The following is a 22,900-nucleotide window of genomic DNA, read 5'->3' as shown; positions in this document are numbered from 1 at the left end:
CGCCCGGTTACATTCCGAACCCGGAAGCTAAGCCTTTCAGCGCCGATGGTACTGCAGGGGGGACCCTGTGGGAGAGTAGGACGCCGCCGAACAATCTTTGAAGGACCCTTGGTCCCAGCGTTCATGCTGGGACCAAGGGTCCTTTTTGTTTTTGCTTGATCTTTTCTCGAAGCGCGTCGGGCGCCCGGCTGCGCGAGAATGACTGCGGTACCCGAAGACAGGAGCCATAGCCATGTCCACCAACTCCCCCGACGATCGTCCGGAGCGCGAGCCGCGTCGTAGGGACGGTGGTGAGCGGGGCGGCTTCCGTGGGCCGCGTCGCGACGACAACCGTGGCGGTGGCGGCGGGTTCCGTCGTGACCGTGACGACCGTGGCGGTCGCCCGGCCGGCGGCGGTGGCGGCTTCCGTCGTGACGATCGGCGCGACGATCGGCGCGACGACCGTGGCGGGTTCCGTAGGGACGACCGCCGTGATGACCGTGGTGGATTCCGCCGCGATGACCGCCGCGATGACCGCCGGGACGATCGGCGTGACGACCGGGGTGGGTTCCGTCGGGACGACCGTCGGGATGACCGGGGTGGATTCCCGCGTGACGACCGTGGGTTCCGTCGGGACGACCGGGGCGGGTTCCCGCGTGACGACCGCGCGCCTCGCCGGGACGACCGTGGTGGCCGTCCGGCGGCCGGCGGTGGGGGTTTCCGGCGCGATGACCGGGACCGGGACCGTGGCGGCTTCCGGCGTGACGACAACCGGGGCGGCGGTGGCTTCCGCAGGGATGACCGCCGCGACGATCGTGGCGGGTTCCGCCGGGATGACCGCCGGGATGACCGCCGGGACGATCGGCGTGACGACCGTGGTGGGTTCCGGCGCGACGACCGTCGGGATGACCGGGGCGGTTTCCCGCGCGACGACCGTGGGTTCCGTCGGGACGACCGCCGGGACGACCGGGGCGGTTTCCCCCGCGACGAGCGGGCGCCTCGGCGGGACGACCGGCGGGACGACCGTGGTGGGTTCCGTCGGGACGACCGCCGGGATGACCGGGCGCGTGGGCCTCGGCGTGATGACCGTGACCGGGGTGGGTACCGCGGGCGGGACGACCGCGGTGGGTTCCGCGGGCGGGACGACCGGGATCGGCGTGACCGGGAGCGGGAGCCCATCAAGCGGCTGCCCATTCCGCCGGAGGTCACCGGTGACGAGATCGACAAGGACGTCCGGCAGGAGCTGATGAGCCTGCCGAAGACGCTGGCCGAGGACGTCGCCAGGAACCTGGTGATGGTGGCCAAGCTCATCGACGAGGAGCCGGAGAAGGCGTACGCGTACTCGCGCATCGCGCTGCGGCTTGCCTCGCGCGTGGCCGCCGTCCGGGAGGCCGCCGGCTTCGCCGCGTACGCGACGCAGAAGTACGCGGAGGCGCTGGCCGAGTTCCGGGCCGCCCGGCGGATGACCGGGAGCGTGGAGCTCTGGCCCGTCATGGCGGACTGCGAGCGCGGTCTGGGGCGGCCTGAGCGGGCGCTGGCGATGGCCGGTGAGCCCGAGGTGCAGAAGCTGGACAAGGCCGGCCAGGTCGAGATGCGGCTGGTCGCCGCTGGGGCGCGCAGGGACATGGGGCAGCTCGACGCCGCGATCGTGACCCTTCAGAGCCCGGAGCTGGCGTCCAGCTCCGTACAGCCGTGGACGGCGCGGCTGCGGTACGCGTACGCCGACGCCCTGCTGGAGGCGGGGCGTGAGGACGAGGCGCGGGAGTGGTTCGCCAAGGCGCTGGAGGCGGACAAGGACGGTTCGACCGACGCCTCCGACCGGCTGGCGGAGCTTGACGGCGTCGAGTTCGTCGACGCCGCCGTGGAGGACGGGGAGGAAGTCGAGGCGGACGACGAGTCGCGCGACTGACTGACGTGAGAAGGGGCGGTACCCTCGCGGGTGCCGCCCCTTTCGTCTGTCTGCGTCAGTCGACGTCCAGGCTGCGCAGCACCAGGCCCGTGGCGGGCTTGGGGCCGAAGGAGGTCGACTTGCGGGGCATCGTGACGCCCTGGCGGGCCAGGTCGCGGACGACTTCCTCGCGTACCGGGTGCATCAGGACCGCCGTGCCGCCGCGGCGTCCGGCCTGGGCGACGGCGGCCTCGGCGTCGTGGATGTAGGTGATGTCCTCGGGGGTGTCGGGGACGCGCCAGATGTCGTCGATGAGCGAGGCGTGCAGGACGGTGGCGTCGAGCGTGCGCCAGGCCTCCGGGCGGTTGGCGGGGACCGTACGGGCGAGGAGGTCAGGGGCGGGGCGGTCGATGAGGTGGAAGGGGCCGGTGCCGCCGCCGGTGAGGAGGAAGGCGTTGCCCTCCGAGGCGGCGTCGGCGAGGGCGTCCAGGGCGGCCGGGAGGGGGCCGTCGACCGTGCGGACGCGGAAGGTGTCGTCCAGGGCGGCGAGCGCGTCGGCGACCGGGAGGCGGTTGAGGAGCCGGTGGATGGCGCGGACCTGGAGCGGGTAGCGGGCCGTGTCGATGAGGAGGACGAGGCCGTAGTTCCAGGGGCCCGGCGTGGGGTGTTCCTCGCGGAGGCGCAGGTAGGTGGCCCAGCGGTGGTGGCCGTCGGCGATCAGTGCCTGGTGCCGGCCGAGGTCGTCGGCGACCTCGGCCAGGGCGGCCGGGTCGGTGACGGACCAGAGCCGGTGACTGATGCCGTCCTCGGTGGTCGTGGCGAGGAGGGGCGCGCGGAGGACGGTGCGCTCGATGACGGCGGTGGCGCCGGTGGCGGTGCCGTTGCCCCGGTAGGTGAGGAGCAGCGGGTCGAGGTTGGCCGCCGTCGTGCGCATGAGGGAGGCGCGGTCCTCGACGACGTGCGGTATGACGTCCTCGTGGGGCAGGACGATGCCCTCGGCGGGGGTGGTGAGTTCCAGGGCCCCGATGAGGCCGCGCTGGAGGAGGTCGCCCTTGCGCTGCTCGTACACGTAGAGCGCGGGCTCGGCGTCGGCGGCGAGGACGCCGTCGGAGAGCCAGGCGTGGAGGGTGTCGGCGGCCTGGCGGTGGCGGGCCTCGGTGGTGGCCGCTTGCGGCAGGATCAGCCGGACGATGTTGTGCGGGTCGGCCGACTCCAGGTGGTGGACACCGTCGGGCCGTACGACGACGTCGTACGGCGGTGAGGTCACCGCGGCAAGGCTCCCGACCCGTTCGGGGACATAGCGCAGCCCGCGGAAAGGTGTCAGGTGCAGACCGCCGTTGGCCGCAGAACCTGTGGTGTTCATCCCTGCATCGTATGTGGATCGAGGGTATGAGCGATGATCGGGGCATCGGCTTTCGTGAGCGAGGAGTTCGGGACATGGGGCAGCGGGGCAGGAACCGGCCGGGTGGCAGTGCGCGCGCGCTGAGCGAGGCGTACGACACGGCGCTGCTCGATCTGGACGGGGTGGTGTACGCGGGCGGGGAGGCGATCCCGTACGCGGTGGAGGCGCTGGGGGTGGCCCGTGACGGCGGGATGCACCTGGCGTACGTCACCAACAACGCGCTGCGGACGCCGCACGCGGTCGCCGCGCACCTGACGGAGCTGGGGGTGCCGGCCGAGCCGTCCGATGTGATCACCTCGGCGCAGGCGGTGGCGCGGATGATCGCCGAGCAGCTCCCGCGGGGCTCGCGGGTGCTGGTGGTCGGCGGTGAGGGGCTGCGGGTCGCGCTGCGTGAGCGCGGGCTGGAGCCGGTGGAGTCGGCCGATGACGACCCGGCGGCCGTGGTGCAGGGGTACGGGGGGCCGGAGCTGCCGTGGGGGCGGTTCGCTGAGGCGTCGTACGCCATCGCGCGCGGGGTGCCGTGGTTCGCGTCCAACACCGATCTGACGATCCCGAGCGGGCGGGGCATCGCTCCGGGGAACGGGGCGGCGGTGGAGGTGGTGCGGATCGCGACGGGTGCCGAGCCGCAGGTGGCGGGCAAGCCGCTGCCGCCGATGCACCGGGAGACGATCCTGCGGACGGGTGCGCAGCGGCCGCTGGTGGTGGGGGACCGGCTGGACACCGACATCGAGGGGGCGTTCAACGGGGGTGTGGACTCGCTGCTGGTCCTGACCGGGGTGACGGACGCGGCCGGGTTGCTGGCCGCCGTGCCGCAGCACCGGCCGACGTACGTGGACGCCGATCTTCGGGGCCTGCTGACCGGGCAGCCGGAGGTGGCCGGGTCGGCGGAGTCCGGCTTCGGGTGCGGCGGGTGGACGGCGTCGGTGAGGGGTGAGGCGTTGGCGCTGGAGGGGGACGGCGACGTCATCGACGGGCTGCGGGCGCTGTGCGCGGCGGCGTGGACGTGCGCCGGGGACGGTTCGTGCGCGCTGGACGCGGGGAAGGCGCTGGCCCGGCTGGGGTGGTGAGGGCCGGCGGTCCGCCTGCGTAGGGCAGGGAAAGGTAGGCTAACCTAACCGGGTGTTGATCGACAGTCCTCCCGAACAGAGCGCGGATCCGACAGCCGCAGCCGAGCCGGCCCGGGGCCGACGCCGTGCGGCGCGCGCGGCGGGGCTGCTGGTCTCCGTCGGTGTCCTGCTGCTGATCTGTGTCGCGAGCATCATGATCGGGGCCAAGCCGGTCCCGCTCGGCGATGTGTGGCACGGCCTGTTCCACAACTCCGGTACGGGCAACGACGTCCTCATCCAGGACCTGCGGGTGCCCCGGACCGTCCTCGGAGTGATCGTCGGTGTCGCGCTGGGCCTGTCCGGCGCGGTGATGCAGGCCCTCACGCGCAACCCGCTCGCCGAACCCGGCCTGTTGGGCGTGAACGCGGGCGCCTCGGCCGCCGTCGTGACCGCCATCAGCTTCCTGGGCGTCACCTCGCTGACCGGCTACGTGTGGTTCGCGTTCCTGGGCGCCGCCGTCGTGTCCGTGGTGGTGTACGTGCTCGGCGGCAGCCGGAGCGCCACCCCGGTACGGCTCGCGCTCGCGGGCACGGCGGCGACGGCCGCGCTGTACGGGTACGTCAACGCCGTGCAGTTGCTGGACTCCGCCGCCCTGGACCGGCTGCGCTTCTGGACCGTCGGCTCGCTGGCCAACGCCGACATGGCGACGATCCGCAGCGTGGCGCCGTTCATCGGCGTGGGCGTCGTCCTCGCGCTGCTGATCGCGCGGCCGCTCAACGCCATGGAGATGGGCGACGACACCGCCCGCGCGCTGGGCGCGCACCTGAACCGGACGCGCGCCCTCGGCATGGTGTCGGTGACGCTGCTGTGCGGCGCCGCGACCGCCGCGTGCGGCCCGATCGTCTTCGTCGGCCTGATGGTCCCGTACCTCGTGCGTGCCCTGACCGGCCCCGACATGCGGTGGATCCTGCCGTACGCGGCGGTGCTCTCGCCCGTGTTGCTGCTGGGCTCCGACGTGCTGGGGCGGGTCGTGGCCCGGCCCTCCGAACTCCAGGTCGGTATCGTGACCGCGCTCGTCGGCGGGCCCGTCTTCATCCACCTCGTACGCCGCAAGAGGATGGCCCAGTTGTGACCGCACGTACCGTGAAGGCCATCCGTACGCCCGGGGGCCTGTCCGTCCGCTACGAGCCGCGCGCGGCCGTCGTCGTGCTGCTGCTGGCGGTGGTGACCCTGGCGGCCGGCGTCGTCCTGATCGGCAGCGGCGACTTCCCGATCGAGCCCGGCGACGTCGTCGCCACGCTGCTGGGCAACGGCACCATGGCGCAGGAGTTCATCGTCCAGGACCTGCGGCTGCCGCGCGTGCTGGTCGCTGTCCTCGTGGGCGCGTCGCTGGGCCTGGGCGGAGCCGTCTTCCAGTCCGTCTCGCGCAACCCGCTGGGCAGCCCGGACATCATCGGTTTCGGGCAGGGCGCCACGGTCGGCGCGCTGAGCGTGATCGTGCTCTTCGGGGGCAGCGCCACGGCCGTGGCGGGAGGCGCCGTCGTGGGCGGTGTGGTGACCGGCGTACTGATCTACCTGCTGGCCTGGAAGCGGGGCGTGCACGGCTTCCGGCTGGTGCTCATCGGCATCGGCGCGGCGGCGATCCTGACCGCCGTCATCCACTACCTGATCACCAAGGCGAACCTGATCGACGCCACCCGTGCCGTGCTGTGGATGACCGGCACCCTCGACGGCCGTGACTGGGCCCAGTTCTGGCCGCTGCTCGCCGTGTGCGCCGTGCTCGTGCCGCTGGTGCTGGGGTACGGGCGGCCGCTGCGGATGCTGGAGATGGGCGACGACGCCGCGTACGCGCTCGGGGTGAAGGTGGAGAAGACGCGCCTGGTGCTGATGGGGTCGGCGGTACTGCTGGTGTCCGTCGCCACGGCCGCCGCCGGCCCGATCACCTTCGTCGCACTGAGCGCTCCGCAGCTCGCCCGCCGGCTCACCCGCGCGCCCGGCCCCAACCTCGCCGCCTCCGCCCTCATGGGCGCCGCGCTGCTGCTCGTCGCCGACTGGACCGCCACCAACGCGTTCGGCGAGCGGGAGCTGCCGGTGGGCGTGGTGACCGGCGTGGTCGGCGGCGTGTACCTGCTGTGGCTGCTGGTGACCGAGCGCAAGGCAGGCCGCATATGACCCCCGCCTCCGTGAACCCCGCGAACCCCGTGAACCCCGCGAACCCCGTGAACGACGAGAAGAACGCCAGGAGTACGTCCATGCAGCAGCGCCTGAGCGCGGAGGCGGTCACCCTCGCCTACGAGCAGCGGATCATCGCCCGTGACCTCTCGGTCGAGATACCCGACAATTCGTTCACGGTGATCGTCGGCCCGAACGCGTGCGGCAAGTCGACGCTGCTGCGGGCCCTGTCGCGGATGCTGAAGCCGACGGCGGGGCGGGTGCTGCTGGACGGCCGGGCCATCCACTCGATGCCCGCCAAGAAGGTGGCCAGGACGCTGGGCCTGCTGCCGCAGTCCTCCATCGCGCCCGACGGCATCACCGTCGCGGACCTCGTCGCACGCGGCCGCTACCCGCACCAGGGCCTGCTGCGCCAGTGGTCCCCGGAGGACGAGCGGATCGTCAGTGAGTCGATGGACGCGACGGGCGTGGGCGAGCTGGGCGACCGGTACGTCGACGAGCTGTCGGGCGGACAGCGCCAGCGCGTGTGGATCGCCATGGCCCTCGCCCAGCAGACCCCGCTGCTGCTGCTCGACGAGCCGACGACGTACCTCGACATCCAGCACCAGATCGACGTGCTCGACCTGTGCGCCGAGCTGCACGAGACCCAGGGCCGCACCCTGGTCGCCGTCCTGCACGACCTGAACCACGCGGCCCGGTACGCCACGCACCTCATCGCCGTACGGGACGGGGAGATCGTCGCGGAGGGCCCGCCGTCCGAGGTGGTCACCGCCGAGCTGGTCGAGCGCGTCTTCGGGCTGCGCTGCCAGGTCATCGACGACCCCGAGACGGGTACGCCGCTGGTCGTACCCGCGTCCAGGCAGGCCCGGTCGCGCGGGTCACGGCCGGCCGCGGCGGGGGCTGGGGCTGTGGCGGGGAGTGCGGCTGTGGCGGCGGGGAGCGCGGCTGCGGCGGGGGAGCAGGGGCTCAGCGGGTGAGCAGCGGCGAGTAGCGGGCTCGGGACGGGGGGCTGGGTGGCCTGGGCTGGGGTGGAGTGGGCTGGGGTGGAGTGGGGCTGGTTACCCGGTCCGGGATGGGTCGGGTGCACGGGCTTGGGGCGCTTGGGTTCCGGTCGAAGGTGGATCGGGCGCCAGCGCTCGGCCACCGGGGGGTGCGCTACAGGAGGGACCTCAGGCGGAGGAGGTCGCGGAAGCCCGCCTCCAGCCTGATCCGGCCCGATGCCCACGCCTTCGCGAAGTTCAGCTCGCCGTCCACCAGCGCCACCAGGTCGTCGCCGGCCATGGCCAGCCGGATTTCGGCCTTCTCGCGGGGCGGGCCGTCCAGCCGGTCCCGCACCTCGATCCGGCCGCCCACCAGGCGGCCCGTGAAGGTGCTGTCCAGGTCGGTGATGTGGCAGCTCAGGGTGCGGTCGAGCGCCGCGGCGCTGCGCACCTCGCCGTTCGCGTGCCGGAGGTTGTCGGAGAGTCTGTCGAGTGCGCTGCGGCACTCCTCGATCGTGGCCATCGTGACCGACCGTACCGCAGCCCTTCGCGGTAGCGTCTGGGCATGAGCGACGTGATGCCCGAGATCCCCGACATCCAGGAAGGTGCCGGGGACCGGACCGTGGAGTCCCGCGAACCGGCCGCGCCCGCGCCCCTCGGCGTCGAGCGGGTGCCGACCGGGCACCCCCGGGTGGACGCGGCTCTGGAGCGGCTCAGTGACGCCGACCACCTCCCGGCGGACGGGCACGTGGAGGTGTACGAGGATGTACACCGGGGGCTGCGGGAGGCGCTGGCCGCGCTCGACGCGGGCCCCCAGCCTTCGCCTTCGTACGAACACAGGAGCTGAACCGAACGTGGCAGGAGTCGCACGCCGCCGTCTCGACGCCGAGCTGGTACGCCGGAAGCTGGCCCGCTCGCGGGAGCACGCGAGCCAGCTCATCGCGGCGGGGCGGGTGACCGTCGGCGGCACCACCGCCACCAAGGCCGCCACCCAGGTCGAGACCGCCGCGGCCATCGTGGTCGCGCAGGACGACGCCGACCCCGACTACGTCTCGCGCGGCGGCCACAAGCTCGCGGGGGCGCTGGCGGCGTTCGTCCCGCGCGGGCTGAAGGTCGAGGGCCGGCGGGCGCTGGACGCGGGCGCGTCCACGGGCGGGTTCACCGACGTCCTGCTGCGCGCCGGAGCCGCGCACGTGGTGGCCGTCGACGTCGGCTACGGGCAGCTCGCCTGGTCGCTCCAGAGCGATGAACGCGTGACCGTCAAGGACCGTACGAATGTGCGTGAGCTGACCCTGGACGCGATCGACGGAGAGCCGGTGGACCTGGTGGTGGGCGACCTGTCGTTCATCCCGCTGGGGCTGGTACTGCCCGCCCTGGCGGGCGTCTCGGCGCCCGACGCCGACCTGGTGCTGATGGTGAAGCCGCAGTTCGAGGTGGGCAAGGAACGGCTCGGCAGCGGCGGGGTCGTCCGCAGCCCCGAGCTGCGCGCCGAAGCGGTGCGCAACGTGGCGCGGCAGGCCGGCGAACTCGGGCTCGGCGTGCTGGGCGTCACCGCCAGTCCGCTGCCCGGCCCGTCCGGCAACGTCGAGTACTTTCTGTGGCTGCGGGCGGGCGCGCCCGCGCTGGATCCGGCGGATGTGGAACGCGCCGTGGCGGAGGGACCTCGTTGAGTTCATCGACAGCGCTTACGACGACTGCTGCACCCCGCACCGTCTTCCTGCTCGCGCACACCGGCCGGCCGGCGGCGGTCCGCAGCGCCGAGCTGGTCGTGCTCGGGCTCCTGCGCAGCGGCATCGGCGTGCGCGTCCTGGCCGCCGAGGCGGCCGACCTGCCGCTGCCGTCGGCGGTCGAGACGGTGCCGGAGGCGTCGCCCGACGTGCTGGACGGCTGCGAGCTGCTGATCGTGCTGGGCGGTGACGGGACGCTGCTGCGCGGCGCGGAGTTCGCCCGCGCCTCCGGGGTGCCGATGCTCGGCGTGAACCTGGGGCGGGTCGGCTTCCTCGCGGAGGCCGAGCGGGACGACCTGGACAAGGTCGTGGACCGGGTGGTCACGCGGGCGTACGAGGTCGAGGAGCGCATGACCCTGGACGTCACCGTGTACAACAACGGTGACGTACTGCACAGCGACTGGGCGCTCAACGAGGCCGCCGTACAGAAGGTCTCGGCGGAACGCATGCTGGAGGTCGTCCTGGCGATCGACGGCCGGCCGGTGACCGGCTTCGGCTGCGACGGGGTGATCTGCGCGACGCCGACCGGTTCGACGGCGTACGCCTTCTCGGCGGGCGGCCCGGTGATCTGGCCCGAGGTGGAGGCGCTGCTGATGGTGCCGATCGGCGCGCACGCGCTGTTCGCCAAGCCGCTGGTGACGACGCCGGAGTCGGTGCTGGCGGTGGAGGTCGAGCCGCACACCCCGCACGGGGTGCTGTGGTGCGACGGGCGGCGCACCGTCGAACTGCCCGCCGGCGCGAGGGTGGAGGTCCGGCGCGGGGCGGTGCCGGTACGGCTGGCTCGGCTCCACCACGCGTCGTTCACGGACCGGTTGGTCGCCAAGTTCGCCCTGCCGGTGTCGGGTTGGCGGGGCGCGCCGCACTGAGGGGCGCGGGGCGGCCGCGCGGCGGTCGGCTTGGCCGCGTCCGGCCGGGTGGGGTCGGGTGGACGTGGTCGCGGTCCGGGCCGGGTCGGGGCCCGGGGCCGGGTCGGGGCCCGGGGCGGCGCCTGGTTGACCCGGGGCCGACCCGGGGCGGACCCGGGAGGAGCCCGGCGCTGCTGGGGGCGTGGCCGGGCCGCCGATGGGCGGGCTGCCGTGCCGGTGGTCCGCCCGCATGGGCCTAGGCGGCCTTGACCACCGATATCGCGCGCCGCCGCATCACCGCCTGTACGGGCAGGCCCGTCGACAGCAGCGTCAGCAGCAGTGTGCCGGCCGCGATGCCGGCGAGCACCGGCCACGGCACGTACGGGAGGGGTGACCCGAAGGCGGCCCGCAGCAGCGGGGCCAGGGTCGCCAGCCCGATCGCCCCGCCCAGTAGCAGGGCGGTCAGCGCGACCGTCAGCGCCTCCCAGGCCGCCATGGCCCGTACCTGGCGGCGCCGGCTGCCGACCACCCGCAGCAGCGCCACGTCGCGGCGCCGCTCGAACGAGACCATCGCGAGCGTGTTGGCCGCGGCTATCGCGGCGAAGCCGGCGTACAGAGCCGTACCGCAGTAGTCCAGCCACACCTCGCTCGCCGTGCCGGTCGAACCCGTGCGGTGCTCGGCTGTCGTACGAGCCGCGATCTTGGTGAAGCCGAACCCGACGACCAGGACCAGCGGGACGACGGCGGCCGCGAACCGCCTCGGCTGGGAACGTACGTTGAGCATCGCCAGCCGAGCGCTCCCGCCCATCCGGCCGGTGACCGCCGACACCAGCCGGGCGACCGGGCCGATGAGGCGCGGGCCGAGCAGTCCCGTACCGACGCAGAAGAGGATGAGGACGAGGAACGCGCCTTGGCCCGCATTCTCGGCGGGCTGCCGCTGGAGCAGCAGGCTCAGGGCGACCCCGCCCGCCATCGCGACCAGCCCGAGCACCGCCCTCGGCCACCCCAGCCCGGGCCGGCCGCCCGACGAGGCCTCCGCGAGCGCCCGGGCGGGGCGCAGCAGCGAGAACCGCAGCGAGGACAGCACGGCGGCGACCGTGGACGTCACGGTGGCGACCGCCAGGCACACCGGCAGGGCGAGCCAGCCGAACCGGAACTCCGCCCCGGCCGGTATCAGCCCATGCGTCGCCATGCCGCCGAACCAGACCCGGGCCAGCAGCCCGCCCAGGGCGAAACCCGCGGCCGCCGCCGGGAGCGAGGCGGCGAGGGCCTGGACGGCAACGGCCCGCCGTATCTGGCCGGGGCGGGCGCCCACCGCCCGCACCAGGGCCAGCTCGCGGTGCTGCTGGGCGATGGCCGTGCCCATCGTCGACGCGACCACGAAAATCGACATGTAGACCGAACCGACGAGCAGCACGAGGGCGATCTCGCCGGTCCCCGGCGAGGTCGGCACCATCAGCATCATCGTCGACGCGCTCACGACGGTGGACGCGAACAGCGCGGCGACCGCCGTGCCGATGAAGGCCGGCCGGTGTGCCCGCAGTGAGGCGAGGGCGAGTCGGATACTCATAGTGATCATGGTGACGGGCGGCGCACGGCCCGCGCCATGACGCTGCTCCCCGGATCGAGAGGGGGGTTATCCCCACTCCGGCGGGTGACAGATGACCGCGGCTTCCGCGCCCCGACCTGCGGCTTCGGCGACGCGGGGCGGGGGCCGTCGCACAGCGGGCCCCGGACCTCGTAAGGTCTTCTCCGTGTTGGAGGAGATGCGGATACGGTCGCTCGGGGTCATCGACGACGCGGTGGTCGAGCTGTCACCCGGTTTCACCGCGGTGACCGGCGAGACCGGCGCGGGCAAGACCATGGTCGTCACCAGCCTCGGACTGCTGCTCGGCGGGCGCGCCGACCCCGCCCTGGTGCGGATCGGTTCGCCGTCGGCGGTCGTCGAGGGCCGGATCAGTGTGCCGCCCGGCGCGGCCGCCGCCGTCCGGGCCGAGGAGGCGGGCGCCGAACTCGACGAGGGCGCGCTGCTCATCAGCCGCACCATCTCGGCGGAGGGCCGCTCCCGCGCGCACCTCGGAGGGCGTTCCGTGCCGGTCGGTGTGCTCGCCGAGCTGGCCGACGAACTCGTCGCCGTGCACGGCCAGACCGACCAGCAGGGGCTGCTCAAGCCGGCGCGGCAGCGCGGTGCGCTCGACCGGTACGCGGGTGACGCGGTGGCCGTGCCGCTCGCCAAGTACACCGACGCGTACCGGCGGCTGCGGGCCGTCACCGCCCAGCTCGACGAGCTGACCACGCGCGCGCGTGAGCGGGCGCAGGAGGCCGACCTGCTGCGCTTCGGGCTGGCCGAGATCGAGGCGGTCGAGCCGCGCGCGGGCGAGGACGTGGAGCTGGCCGCCGAGGCCGAGCGCCTCGGTCACGCCGAGGCCCTCGCGTCCGCCGCCGCGCTGGCCCACGGGGCGCTGGCGGGCGACCCCGAGGACCCGGAGGTCCTCGACGCGACGACCCTGGTCGCGGGCGCGCAGCGGGCGCTGGACGCCGTGCGGTCGCACGACCCGGCGCTCGCCGCGCTCGCCGACCGGATGGGCGAGATCTCGATCCTCCTCGCGGACGTGGCGGGTGAGCTCGCCGGGTACGCCGACAACCTCGACGCCGACCCCCGGCGCCTGGCGGCCGTCGAGGAGCGGCGCGCCGCGCTGACGGCCCTCACCCGCAAGTACGGCTCCGATGTCGCCGCCGTCCTTTCCTGGGCGGAGGAGGGCGCCGCCCGGCTCACCGAGCTGGACGGTGACGACGAGCGGATCGGCGAGCTGGCGGCCGAACGGGACGCCCTGCGCGCCGAACTGTCCGGACTGGCCCAGGCCCTGACGGACGCGCGGACGGAGGCGGCGGCGCGGTTCGCGGACGCCGTCACCGCCGAGCTGGCGTCGCTCGCCATGCCCCACGCGCGCGTGTCGTTCGACATCCGGCAGACCGATGACCCCGACGGTGTCGAGGTCGGCGGCCGTACCGTCGCCTACGGACCGGCCGGGGTCGACGAGGTCGAGCTGCTGCTCGCCCCGCACCCGGGAGCGCCGCCCCGGCCGATCGCCAAGGGCGCGTCGGGCGGTGAGCTGTCCCGGGTGATGCTCGCCGTCGAGGTGGTCTTCGCCGGTACGGACCCCGTGCCGACGTACCTCTTCGACGAGGTCGACGCGGGCGTCGGCGGCAAGGCGGCGGTGGAGATCGGGCGGCGGCTGGCCAAGCTCGCCAAGTCGGCGCAGGTCGTGGTCGTCACGCACCTGCCGCAGGTCGCGGCGTTCGCCGACCGTCAACTGCTCGTCGAGAAGACCAACGACGGGTCCGTGACGCGGTCCGGGGTCACCGTGCTGGAGGGCGAGGACCGTGTGCGCGAGCTGTCGCGCATGCTGGCCGGCCAGGAGGACTCCGAGACGGCCAGGGCGCACGCGGAGGAGCTGCTGGCGACGGCCAGGGCGGACGCCTGACGGCTGACGGCCGACGGCTGACGGCTGACGGCTGACGGTTCATGATGCCGGGCGCGGGTTCGTAAGGTGATCCCATGATCGGTTTCAGCAGGGTCATGGGGCTCGCCGTCGCCGCCGGGGCCGCCCGTGGCGTGTACCGGGCGTTGCGGTCGCGCGGCGACAACGGCCGGCCGGGAGATGGCCGGCCGGACGAGGGCTGGTGGCGGAAGAACCACGCCGGGCGGACCGTCGACCTGTTCGCCGGGCCCGCCGTGGCCGTCGGCGCCGCGCTCGGCGCCCTTCCGGCGGGCGGCAGCGGCCGGGAGCGGGGCGCCGCGGTGCTGGCCGGCCTCGCGGCGGGCGCCTGCGGGGCGTACGACGACAGGAACGGCGACCACCGGCGGGGCTTCCGGGCCCACCTGGGCGCCCTGCGGGACGGCGAGGTCACCAGCGGGGCCGTCAAGCTCTTCGGGGTGGGCGCCGCCGCGCTCGCCGCCGGCGCGCTGCTCAAGGAGCGCCCCGTCGACAAGGTCCTCGCGGGCGTGGTGATCGCCGGTACCGCCCACTTCGTCAACCTGGTGGACGTACGGCCCGGCCGGGCGGCCCTCACGGTCCTCGCGCTCGGCGTGCCCGGCCTGCTGCGGGGCGGGCCGCTCGCCGCCGCGCCGATGGGCGCCGCGGCCGCCGTCGTCGCCGACGACCTCGGCGAGCACACCATGCTCGGCGACGCGGGCGCCCACGCCCTGGGCGCGGCCCTCGGCACCGCGATCGCCGCCGCCAACGGGCGCGCCGGGCTCGCGGTCCACGCCGCCGGGCTGGTCGCCGCCGCGGCGTACGGAGACACCGTCAGCCGCCTGGCGAAGTCACCCGTGTGAGTGATCGCGGGGCACGGTTTACGCCCCGCGACACGGCCGCTTCGCCCCGGCGGTGCCGGAACGTGCGTACGGGCTGGCATTCTTGGGCGCGTGACACTGCGTACGGTCCAAGTGCTGGGCGGCGGCAGCGCGGGCAGCAGCGCTCATGTCAGATCACTCGCCGCCGGGCTGGTGGCGAGGGGCGTACGGGTGACCGTGTGCGCGCCCGCCGAACTGGACCACGACTACGACTTCCTCGGCACCGGGGCCCACTTCATGCCCGTACCGCGCCGCAGCGACCCGGTCGCCATCGGCGCCCTGCGCATGGCGTTCACGGGCGCCGACGTGGTCCACGCCCATGGGCTGAACGCCTCGGTGCGCGCCGGGCTGGCACTGGGCTCGCAGCCCGTACCGCTCGTCGTGACATGGCATACGCGGACGCACGCCGAGGGCGCCCGTGGCCAGTTGATCCGGCTCATGGAGCGAAAGACCGCACGGGCGGCGGCCGTTGTGCTGGGTACGTCGTCCGAACTCGTCGACCGGGCACGGCGGCGCGGCGCCCGCGACGCGCGGCTCGGTCCCGTCTCGATCCCCGCCCCGCACGAGGGCGTCGCCGAGGCGCAGGCGGGCAAGGCGCGGGCGGAACTCGGCGCCATGGACCGGCCGTTGGTCATGGCCGTCGGCGCGCTGGAGCCGCACCGCGGGTACGGCACGCTCCTGGACGCCTCCCGGCTGTGGCTGTGCCACGACCCGGTGCCGCTGGTCGCCGTGGCGGGGGAGGGGCGGCAGCGGCCCGGGCTCCAGCGGCGGATCGACGCGGAGGGCCTGCCGGTGCGGCTGCTCGGGCGGCGCGACGACGTCACGGCGCTGCTCGCGGCGGCGGACGTGGCGGTGCTCCCGAGCCGCTGGGAGGCGCGCGCCCCGCTCGCCCAGGAAGCCCTCCGGCTCGGTGTCCCGCTGGTCGCCACGGCGGTGGGCGGGGTGCCGGAACTGGTCGGCGACGCGGCGGTGCTCGTGCCGTACGGGGACGCGGGCGCGCTGGCCGCCGCGGTCTCGGCCCTGCTGGCCGACCCCTCGCGGCGGGCCGCGCTGGCGGCGGCGGGGCGGGCACAGGCGGCCACGTGGCCGACGGAGGACGAGACGATCGCCCAGGTGCTGAGCGTGTACGACGAGCTGTGCTCGGGTGGGTGACGTTTCCCCCACCCCGCCCCTTCCCGAAACCGGGGGCTCCGCCCCCGGGCCCCCTGCCGAGCGGCCGTCCGCCGTGCGGCCCGCTGCCGGCCGGCCCCCTCTCCACGGCCCCGTGCGGCAGCTTCGCGCCGCCGGGAGTGTGCCGGCTCCTCCGGGCCTGCTGCCCGGCGAAAGCTATAGGGCTGGTCGCCCTGCCCGTGCGCGGCAGCTTCGCGCCGCCGGATGCGTCGGCTCCGTCCCTCGGCCCGTGCCGGGTGGCCCCCGACCGCCTGGCGGGAGCACGCCGGGGGCTACGACCCGCCCCCCCCGCGAGCCCAGCGCCCGCCGCCCAGGTGCCGGGGGCTGAGCCGATCCGCGGGGCCTACGCCCCGCCCCCCCCCGCGCGCCCAGCGCCCGCTGCCCAGGTGCCGGGGGCTGAGCCGATCCGCGGGGCCTACGCCCCGCCCCCCCGCGCGCCCAGTGCCCGCCGCCCGGCGTCGGGGGTTGAGCCGACGGGGTACGAGCCCCCTCATGCCGTGTGGCGGCGCGCTCTGAGGGCCAGGGAGAGGGCCAGGACGGTCTGCGGGTCGTCCAGGTCCGTGCCGAGGAGGTCGCCGATGCGGGCCAGGCGGTTGTAGAGCGTCTGGCGGTTGAGGTGCAGTTCACGGGCCGTTTCCGCCTTGCGCCCCGCATGCGCCAGGTACGTCTCCAGCGTCGGCAGCAGGGGCGGACGCGAGGTGCGGTCGTGGTCGCGCAGTGGGCCGATCGCCCGGTCCACGAAGGCGGCGAGGGCCGCGCCTTCACCATGGTGGCGCAGCCGCCACAGCAGCAGGTCGATGTCCAGGCGCCGTGCGTCGTACCAGGGGCGGTCCGGCAGACCCTGTGCCGCGGTCGCCGTCTCCGCCGCGTGCCGCAGGCCCGCCGACGCCGCCGCCCAGTTGCCCGCGACGCCCACCACCACGACCGGTGCCCCGGCCCCCGCACGTTCCAGCCCGGCCCGCGCCACGCCGGCCCGCAGCGCCGCGGCCACCCGGTCGGCCACCGCCGCCCGCTCCGACAACGTGCGCAGGCCCAGCAGGAGCGGCACCCGGCCCTCGACGGGGCGGACGCCCAGCAGGACCGGGACGCCCACGGCGGACAGCTCCTCCAGCACGGCGCGGGCCAGCACGGACCAGTTGCCGGACGGCATCACATCGGACGCGAGGCGCATCACGACCGGCAGCAGGGGGCCGTCTCCCGGCTTGAACCCCAGCACGCGCGCCTGCGCGGGCGCGTCGTCCGCCGTGATGCGGCCCTCCGCGAGGTCGGTGAGGAAGTCGCCCCGGCCCCGCGCCGCCAGCTCCTCCTCCTGCCGCGCCTGCATCAGCACCACGGCCAGGATGCCCGCCGCCCGCTCCGCCGCCATGCGGTGGACGGGGAGCAGCGCGCCCGAGACGGACAGGAGCACCAGACGGGCGCGTACCGCCGCCGCGCCCGGACCGCCGCCCGGCACGTCCACCAGCACCGCGCCGGACGGCGGGCCGGACTCCCGCGCCTCCCGCTGCCCGCGCAGCCCCTCCCACACCTGGAGCGGATCGGCCGGCTCCGCCCCGCCGCCGGCGGCGTACAGGAGCTGGCCGTCCGCGGTCTCCAGGAACACGGGGTTGCCGGCGAAATCGGCGAGGATGCCCAGCACCTGTGGCACCCCGCCGCCGCCCAGCAGCGCCTCCGTGCACCGCCGGTGCACGTCCTCGGCCCGCCGCAGCAGCGCGTAGTGCCCGTTGACGATCTCGGTGTGGACCTCCTCCGTCACCGAGACGAAGGGGACCTCGCGGTGGAGCTGGACCAGCGGCAGCCCCGCCGCCCGCGCGGTCTCCACGATCGTCGCGGGCAGCCGGGAGAACCTCGGCCCCAGCTCCACCACCAGCGCCGCGATCCCGCGCTCCGCCAGCCGCCGCACGAACGCCCGCTGCTCGGCCGGCCGGGCACCGAGCCCCAGCCCGGTCGTCAGCAGCAACTCGCCGCCCTTCAGCAGCGACGCGATGTTCGGCACCTCGCCGGCGTGCACCCAGCGCACCGTCCGGTGCAGCCGGTCCGCCCCGGTCACCACCTCCGGGAGCCCACCGCGCAGCCCGGGCAGCTCCAGCGCCCGCTGCACGGTGATCCCGCCCTGGTCGTTCATGGAGGTCATCGAGGTCATACGGCCGGACGCTACCCGCGAGCGTGTTCCCAGGACATCACCGGGAGATGACGACTGCCGGCAGCGGGCGACAACTCGTCGTGCCGGCCCGCCATTTGCGCGACCGCCTGTCGATTGTGGCGTACGTCACTCGGGAGGAAGGTGTCCGGCCATGGCAGAGAATCCCACCCCAGCAGGCCGCGAGGTGCAGCGGCTCAAGGCGAACTCCGTCGGCCTCGTCGGCGTCGTCTTCATGGCGGTCGCCACCGCCGCACCGATCACCGCGATGACCGGCAACCTGCCCATCGCGGTCGGCTTCGGCAACGGCACCGGCGCCCCGGCCGGCTACCTCTTCGCGACCCTCGTCCTCACCGTCTTCTCCGTCGGCTACGTCGCCATGGCGAAACGGATCACCGCGGCCGGCGCCTTCTACGGCTACATCAGCCACGGCCTCGGCCGCATCGCCGGTATGGCCTCCGGCATGCTCGCCGTCCTCGCGTACATCGTCTTCGAGGCCTCGATCGTCGGCGTCTTCGCCTACTTCACCAAGACGACCGTCGCCGACCAACTGGGCGTGGACCTGCCGTGGATCGTGTACGCGGCCGCGATGCTGGCCGTCACGGGAGTCCTGGCGTACTTCGACATCAACCTCACCGCCAAGGCCCTCGGCGTGATGCTCGTCGCCGAGGTCGCGGTGCTCTTCGCGGTGGCGACGGCGGTGCTGATCGCGGGCGGCGGGCCCGACGGCATACCGGTCGAGCCCATCAACCCCGCCAACGCCTTCACCGGCGCCTCCGCCGGACTCGGCCTCTTCTTCGCCTTCTGGTCGTGGGTCGGCTTCGAGTCGACCGCGATGTACGGCGAGGAGTCCCGCGACCCCAAGCGCGTCATCCCGCGCGCCACGCTCGTCTCCGTCGTCGGCGTGGGCCTGTTCTACATCTACGTCTCCTGGATGACCATCGCCGGCAACGGCCTCGACGGCGCGGTGAAGGTGTCCGGGTCCGCCAGCCCGCTCGACCTGTTCTTCGACCCGACCCGGTCGTACATCGGCGCTTGGGCCGTCGACGCCTTCCAGTGGCTGCTGCTCACCGGCTCGTTCGCCTGCGGGATGGCCTTCCACCAGTGCGCCTCGCGCTACCTGTACGCCATCGGCCGCGAGGGCTTCCTCCACCCGGCGCTCGGCCGTACGCACGCCACGCACGGATCGCCGTACATCGCCTCCTACGTGCAGAGCGCCATCGCCGTCGTCCTCGTCGGAGCCTTCTGGCTCACCGGCCAGGACCCGTACATCCACCTGTACACGCTGCTGGCGATCCTCGGCACGATGGCGATCCTCATCGTCCAGACGCTGTGCTCGTTCGCCGTCATCGGCTACTTCCGCAAGAACCACCCCGAGGACCGGCACTGGTTCCGGACGCTCACCGCACCGCTCCTCGGTGGCATCGGCATGACGGCGGTGGTCGTCCTGCTGGTGCTGAACATGGAGACCGCTGCGGGTCTCGCCGCCGACTCCCTCTTCTTCACCCTCATCCCGTGGATCGTCGGCGCCGTGTTCTTCGGCGGCCTGGGGCTCGGCTTCTACCTGAAGGCCAAACAGCCCGAACGGTACGAGATCATCGGCCGGATCGTCCTCGAGGACGCGGCCGAGCGTGACGACGACACCCAGCAGCACGACGACCAGCCCGCCGCGACCGTCTGAGGAGCACATCCATGTCCCGTACGCCCCTGATGCGCGCCCTGCGCGACATAGCCGCCCACCGCGCCGCCGCCGAACGGCTCGGTATGCCCGTCGCCGCCGTGCGCGGCTCCACCCGCCGCGAACTGCTCCAGCGCGCCGCCGCCCTCGGCCTCGCCGCCGGTGTCGGCACCGCCGTGGCGGCCACACCCACCCGGGCCCACGCCGCGACCGCCCCGCGCATCGCCGTCGTCGGCGCCGGAATCGCCGGCCTGACCGCCGCCCTCACCCTCAAGGACGCGGGCCTGAACTGCACGCTGTACGAGGCCAACCCGACCCGCGTCGGCGGCCGCATGTGGACGAAGCGCGACCACTGGGCGTACGGCCAGACCTCCGAGATCGGCGGCGAGCTGATCGACACCAGCCACAAGAAGATCCAGGAGCTCTGCCGCCGTTTCAACCTGCCCCTGGAGGACTTCCTCGGCGGCGGGCCGGCCGGCGCCGAGGAAGTCCTGTGGTTCGACGGCGCCTACTACCCGCGCCACCAGGCCGACGAGGACTTCAAGGCCGTCTACCAGCAGCTCCACCGGGACCTCCAGGAAGCCGGCGAGGTGAAGTGGAACCAGTCCACCCCGGCCGGTACCGCCCTGGACAACATGTCGATATACGACTGGATCGAGAGCCGTGTCCCCGGCGGGCACTCCTCGCCCCTCGGCCAGTTCATCGACGTCGCCTACAACGTCGAGTACGGCGCCGAGACCACCGAGCAGTCGTCCCTGGCCCTCGTCCTGCTGATGGGCTACCAGACCAATCCGGGCCACTTCAACGTCTGGGGCCTGTCCAACGAGCGCTACCACATCACCGGCGGCAACGACCAGCTCCCGAACGCCATGGCGAGGTCACTGCCCTCCGGCACCCTCCGCATGGGCTGGTCCCTGACCGCCGTACGCGCCAACGCGGACGGCACCCAGACCCTCACCTTCAGCGAGGGCGGCACCACCCGCACGGTCACCGCCGACCACACCGTCCTGTGCGTACCGCTGCCGATCCTCAAGCGGCTCGACCTGACCCAGGCGGGCTTCGACCCGCTCATGAAGGACCTGCTCCGTGACGCGCGCATGGGTCACTGCACCAAGCTCAACATGCAGTGCGGCACCCGCCCCTGGCGCGGCACCGGCCCCTGGCCGGGCGTCTCCGCCGGGGACTGCTTCACCGACACCGACGTCCAGCAGACCTGGGACACCACCAAGATCCAGCCCGGCACGGGCGGCATCCTCATCCAGTACAACGGCGGCACCCTCGCCCAGTCCCTGACGCCCGCCGGGCCGTTCTCCACCGAGTCCGACCCGTACGTCCGCGACCTCGCCGCCCGCCGCCTGCGCGGCATCGACGCCTTCTTCCCCGGCACGTCCCGGACCTGGACGGGCCGCGCCCAGCTCTCCGCCTGGCACCACAACCCGTACACGCTGGGCGCGTACTCGATGTGGCCGGTGGGCTACCTGCACCGGTACGCCGGGTACGAGGGCACCGCCCAGGGCCCCGGCGGCCGCATCCACATCGGCGGCGAGCACTGCTCCTACGACTTCCAGGGCTTCATGGAGGGCGGCGCGACCGAGGGTGAGCGCGCCGCCCGGGAGGTCATCGCGGCGTGTTAACCGCCGTACGCGCCCGAGGCGGTCAGCCGCAGTGCCGTGTCGATCAGCGGCACGTGGCTGAACGCCTGCGGGAAGTTCCCGACCTGGCGCTGCAGGCGCGGATCCCACTCCTCCGCCAGCAGCCCCAGGTCGTTCCGCAGTCCCAGCAGCTTCTCGAACAGCTTGCGGGCCTCGTCGACCCGGCCGATCATCGCCAGGTCGTCCGCCATCCAGAACGAGCACGCCAGGAACGCGCCCTCGTCGCCCGGAAGGCCGTCCACGCCCTCCTCCGCGCCCTCGGTGGGGTAGCGGAGGATGAAGCCGTCCTCCGTGGACAGCTCCCGCTGGATCGCCTCGATCGTGCCGATGACCCGCTTGTCGTCCGGCGGCAGGAACCCCATCTGCGGGATCAGCAGCAGTGAGGCGTCCAGCTCCTTCGAGCCGTAGGACTGCGTGAACGTGTTGCGCTCCGGGTCGTAGCCCTTCTCGCACACGTCCCGGTGGATCGTGTCGCGCAGCTCGCGCCACTTGTCCAGCGGCCCGTCCGCGTCGCCCGACTCGATGAGCTTGATCGTCCGGTCGACGGCGACCCACGCCATCACCTTGGAGTGCGTGAAGTGGCGGCGCGGCCCGCGCACCTCCCAGATGCCCTCGTCGGGCTGGTCCCAGTGGTCCTCCAGGTACCGGATCAGCTTGAGCTGGAGGAGCGAGGCGTAGTCGTTGCGCGCCAGGCCCGTCATGTGGGCCAGGTGCAGGGCCTCGGTGACCTCGCCGTACACGTCGAGCTGGAGCTGGTTGGCGGCGCCGTTGCCGACCCGGACCGGGGCGGAGTTCTCGTAGCCCGGCAGCCAGTCCAGCTCGGCCTCGCCGAGCTCGCGCTCACCGGCGATGCCGTACATGATCTGGAGGTTCTCGGGGTCGCCGGCGACCGCGCGCAGCAGCCACTCGCGCCAGGCACGGGCCTCCTCGCGGTAGCCGGTGCGCAGCAGCGAGGACAGGGTGATCGCCGCGTCCCGCAGCCAGGTGTAGCGGTAGTCCCAGTTCCGTACGCCGCCGATGTCCTCCGGCAGGGAGGTGGTGGGCGCGGCGACGATGCCGCCGGTCGGGGCGTACGTCAGCGCCTTCAGCGTGATCAGTGAGCGGACCACGGCCTCGCGGTAGGGCCCCCGGTAGGTGCAGTGCTCGACCCACTCGCGCCAGAACTCGGACGTGGCCTCCAGCGCGCCCAGCGGGTCCGCCTTCGGCGGCTGCGGGTGGTGCGAGGGCTGCCAACTGATGGTGAAGGCGACCCGGTCGCCCTCCTTGACGGTGAAGTCCGAGTACGTGGTGAGGTCCTCGCCGTGCGTCTCCACATCGGTGTCGAGCCAGATGGAGTCGGGACCGGCGACGGCGACCGTCCGGCCGTCGACCTGGTGCACCCAGGGCACCACGCGGCCGTAGGAGAACCGCATCCGCAGCGCGGACCGCATCCGCACCCGGCCGCTGACGCCCTCGATGATCCGCACGAGCTGCGGGGCGCCGTCACGCGGCGGCATGAAATCGGTCACGCGGACCGTGCCACGGCCCGGCGTGTCCCACTCGGATTCCAGGATCAGCGAGTCCCCGACGTACCGGCGCCGGTCGGCGGCGGGCGGCTCGGCGTCATCGGCGTGCGCCGGCCCGATCCGCCAGAAACCGTGCTCCTCGGTACCGAGGAGTCCTGCGAAGACGGCATGCGAATCGAAGCGGGGCAGGCACAGCCAGTCGGCCGTCCCGTCCCGGCAGACCAGGGCGGCGGTCTGCATGTCTCCGATGAGTGCGTAGTCCTCGATGCGCCCGGCCACGTGCAATCTCCAGTCGAACGGCAACGTTCGCCCCCGTGGGGCGCTTTCTGGGGTCAAGGTCAAGGATCGCCGACGAGCACGAC

The 22,900-nt window shown here is 73.8% G+C and carries 19 protein-coding genes and 1 rRNA gene; 15 read left to right on the top strand and 5 right to left on the bottom strand.

Features of this window, described 5'->3' with window-relative positions; genetic code table 11:
* From rrf to ACZ46W_RS26660, 3 genes are all read left to right on the top strand, one after another.
* Window positions 1-92: ribosomal RNA gene (rrf, locus tag ACZ46W_RS26670) — 5S ribosomal RNA — on the top strand; the annotation flags it as partial.
* 264 nt (window positions 93-356) lie between these two features.
* Window positions 357-1,226 (top strand): hypothetical protein, encoded by an 870-nt coding sequence (locus tag ACZ46W_RS26665; protein ID WP_468342387.1) that lies wholly within the window; start codon window positions 357-359, stop codon window positions 1,224-1,226.
* Window positions 1,166-1,888 (top strand): tetratricopeptide repeat protein, encoded by a 723-nt coding sequence (locus tag ACZ46W_RS26660; protein WP_468342382.1) that lies wholly within the window; start codon window positions 1,166-1,168, stop codon window positions 1,886-1,888. The genes ACZ46W_RS26665 and ACZ46W_RS26660 overlap by 61 nt, the downstream gene beginning before the upstream one ends.
* 55 nt (window positions 1,889-1,943) lie before the next feature.
* Here ACZ46W_RS26660 and ACZ46W_RS26655 read toward each other — a convergent pair whose 3' ends face one another.
* The gene (locus ACZ46W_RS26655) at window positions 1,944-3,230 is read right to left on the bottom strand and encodes a DUF1015 family protein (RefSeq protein WP_468342302.1); all 1,287 of its coding nucleotides are present in this window, start codon (window positions 3,228-3,230) and stop codon (window positions 1,944-1,946) included.
* A 74-nt stretch (window positions 3,231-3,304) separates the two neighbouring features.
* Here ACZ46W_RS26655 and ACZ46W_RS26650 point away from each other — a divergent pair, with 74 nt between their 5' ends.
* From ACZ46W_RS26650 to ACZ46W_RS26635, 4 genes are all read left to right on the top strand, one after another.
* Window positions 3,305-4,336, top strand: coding sequence for an HAD-IIA family hydrolase (locus ACZ46W_RS26650; RefSeq protein WP_468342299.1), 1,032 nt, complete (start codon window positions 3,305-3,307; stop codon window positions 4,334-4,336).
* A gap of 52 nt (window positions 4,337-4,388) precedes the next feature.
* Window positions 4,389-5,447: a FecCD family ABC transporter permease gene (locus ACZ46W_RS26645; RefSeq protein ID WP_468342296.1), complete on the top strand. Its 1,059-nt coding sequence runs from the start codon at window positions 4,389-4,391 to the stop codon at window positions 5,445-5,447.
* Window positions 5,444-6,487: a FecCD family ABC transporter permease gene (locus tag ACZ46W_RS26640; RefSeq protein ID WP_468342293.1), complete on the top strand. Its 1,044-nt coding sequence runs from the start codon at window positions 5,444-5,446 to the stop codon at window positions 6,485-6,487. The genes ACZ46W_RS26645 and ACZ46W_RS26640 overlap by 4 nt, the downstream gene beginning before the upstream one ends.
* 80 nt (window positions 6,488-6,567) lie before the next feature.
* Complete coding sequence (locus ACZ46W_RS26635) at window positions 6,568-7,464, top strand: ABC transporter ATP-binding protein (RefSeq protein WP_468342290.1); 897 nt, start codon at window positions 6,568-6,570, stop codon at window positions 7,462-7,464.
* A gap of 178 nt (window positions 7,465-7,642) precedes the next feature.
* On the opposite strand, the gene ACZ46W_RS26630 is transcribed toward ACZ46W_RS26635, so the two are convergent.
* Entirely contained in the window at window positions 7,643-7,990 is a 348-nt protein-coding gene (locus ACZ46W_RS26630) for an SCP2 sterol-binding domain-containing protein (protein WP_468342287.1), read from the bottom strand.
* Window positions 7,991-8,032: 42 nt separating this feature from the next.
* On the opposite strand from ACZ46W_RS26630, the gene ACZ46W_RS26625 reads away from it, so the two are divergent.
* From ACZ46W_RS26625 to ACZ46W_RS26615, 3 genes are read left to right on the top strand one after another with little or no spacing between them, the layout of a single operon-like run.
* Window positions 8,033-8,314: a hypothetical protein gene (locus ACZ46W_RS26625; RefSeq protein WP_468342284.1), complete on the top strand. Its 282-nt coding sequence runs from the start codon at window positions 8,033-8,035 to the stop codon at window positions 8,312-8,314.
* A gap of 7 nt (window positions 8,315-8,321) precedes the next feature.
* Window positions 8,322-9,137, top strand: a complete 816-nt coding sequence (locus tag ACZ46W_RS26620; RefSeq protein WP_468342281.1) for a TlyA family RNA methyltransferase — start codon at window positions 8,322-8,324, stop codon at window positions 9,135-9,137.
* Entirely contained in the window at window positions 9,134-10,060 is a 927-nt protein-coding gene (locus ACZ46W_RS26615; protein ID WP_468342278.1) for an NAD kinase, read from the top strand. The genes ACZ46W_RS26620 and ACZ46W_RS26615 overlap by 4 nt, the downstream gene beginning before the upstream one ends.
* 235 nt (window positions 10,061-10,295) lie before the next feature.
* Here the strand turns inward: ACZ46W_RS26615 and ACZ46W_RS26610 are convergent, their stop codons facing one another.
* Entirely contained in the window at window positions 10,296-11,609 is a 1,314-nt protein-coding gene (locus ACZ46W_RS26610) for an FtsX-like permease family protein (protein ID WP_468342276.1), read from the bottom strand.
* A 196-nt stretch (window positions 11,610-11,805) separates the two neighbouring features.
* On the opposite strand from ACZ46W_RS26610, the gene recN reads away from it, so the two are divergent.
* From recN to ACZ46W_RS26595, 3 genes are all read left to right on the top strand, one after another.
* The gene (gene recN / locus ACZ46W_RS26605) at window positions 11,806-13,524 is read left to right on the top strand and encodes a DNA repair protein RecN (RefSeq protein ID WP_468342379.1); all 1,719 of its coding nucleotides are present in this window, start codon (window positions 11,806-11,808) and stop codon (window positions 13,522-13,524) included.
* A 74-nt stretch (window positions 13,525-13,598) separates the two neighbouring features.
* The gene (locus ACZ46W_RS26600) at window positions 13,599-14,378 is read left to right on the top strand and encodes a hypothetical protein (RefSeq protein ID WP_468342273.1); all 780 of its coding nucleotides are present in this window, start codon (window positions 13,599-13,601) and stop codon (window positions 14,376-14,378) included.
* A gap of 90 nt (window positions 14,379-14,468) precedes the next feature.
* Window positions 14,469-15,548: a glycosyltransferase family 4 protein gene (locus ACZ46W_RS26595; RefSeq protein ID WP_468342270.1), complete on the top strand. Its 1,080-nt coding sequence runs from the start codon at window positions 14,469-14,471 to the stop codon at window positions 15,546-15,548.
* A gap of 508 nt (window positions 15,549-16,056) precedes the next feature.
* On the opposite strand, the gene ACZ46W_RS26590 is transcribed toward ACZ46W_RS26595, so the two are convergent.
* Window positions 16,057-17,688, bottom strand: a complete 1,632-nt coding sequence (locus tag ACZ46W_RS26590; RefSeq protein WP_468342377.1) for a PucR family transcriptional regulator — start codon at window positions 17,686-17,688, stop codon at window positions 16,057-16,059.
* 169 nt (window positions 17,689-17,857) lie between these two features.
* On the opposite strand from ACZ46W_RS26590, the gene ACZ46W_RS26585 reads away from it, so the two are divergent.
* Together ACZ46W_RS26585 and ACZ46W_RS26580 are read left to right on the top strand one after the other, a co-directional pair.
* Complete coding sequence (locus tag ACZ46W_RS26585) at window positions 17,858-19,384, top strand: APC family permease (protein WP_468342267.1); 1,527 nt, start codon at window positions 17,858-17,860, stop codon at window positions 19,382-19,384.
* A gap of 11 nt (window positions 19,385-19,395) precedes the next feature.
* Window positions 19,396-21,015: a flavin monoamine oxidase family protein gene (locus tag ACZ46W_RS26580; protein WP_468342264.1), complete on the top strand. Its 1,620-nt coding sequence runs from the start codon at window positions 19,396-19,398 to the stop codon at window positions 21,013-21,015.
* On the opposite strand, the gene ACZ46W_RS26575 is transcribed toward ACZ46W_RS26580, so the two are convergent.
* On the bottom strand, window positions 21,012-22,817 hold the full coding sequence (locus ACZ46W_RS26575) for a glycoside hydrolase family 15 protein (RefSeq protein ID WP_468342261.1): 1,806 nt from the start codon (window positions 22,815-22,817) through the stop codon (window positions 21,012-21,014). The two genes, ACZ46W_RS26580 and ACZ46W_RS26575, sit on opposite strands and share 4 nt — an antisense overlap.
* Window positions 22,818-22,900 lie beyond the last annotated feature (83 nt).

It is taken from the genome of Streptomyces sp. NPDC031064, assembly GCF_055570965.1.
The sequence above is the reverse complement of the archived record's forward strand: the minus strand, read 5'-3'. Positions and strand labels throughout refer to the sequence as shown.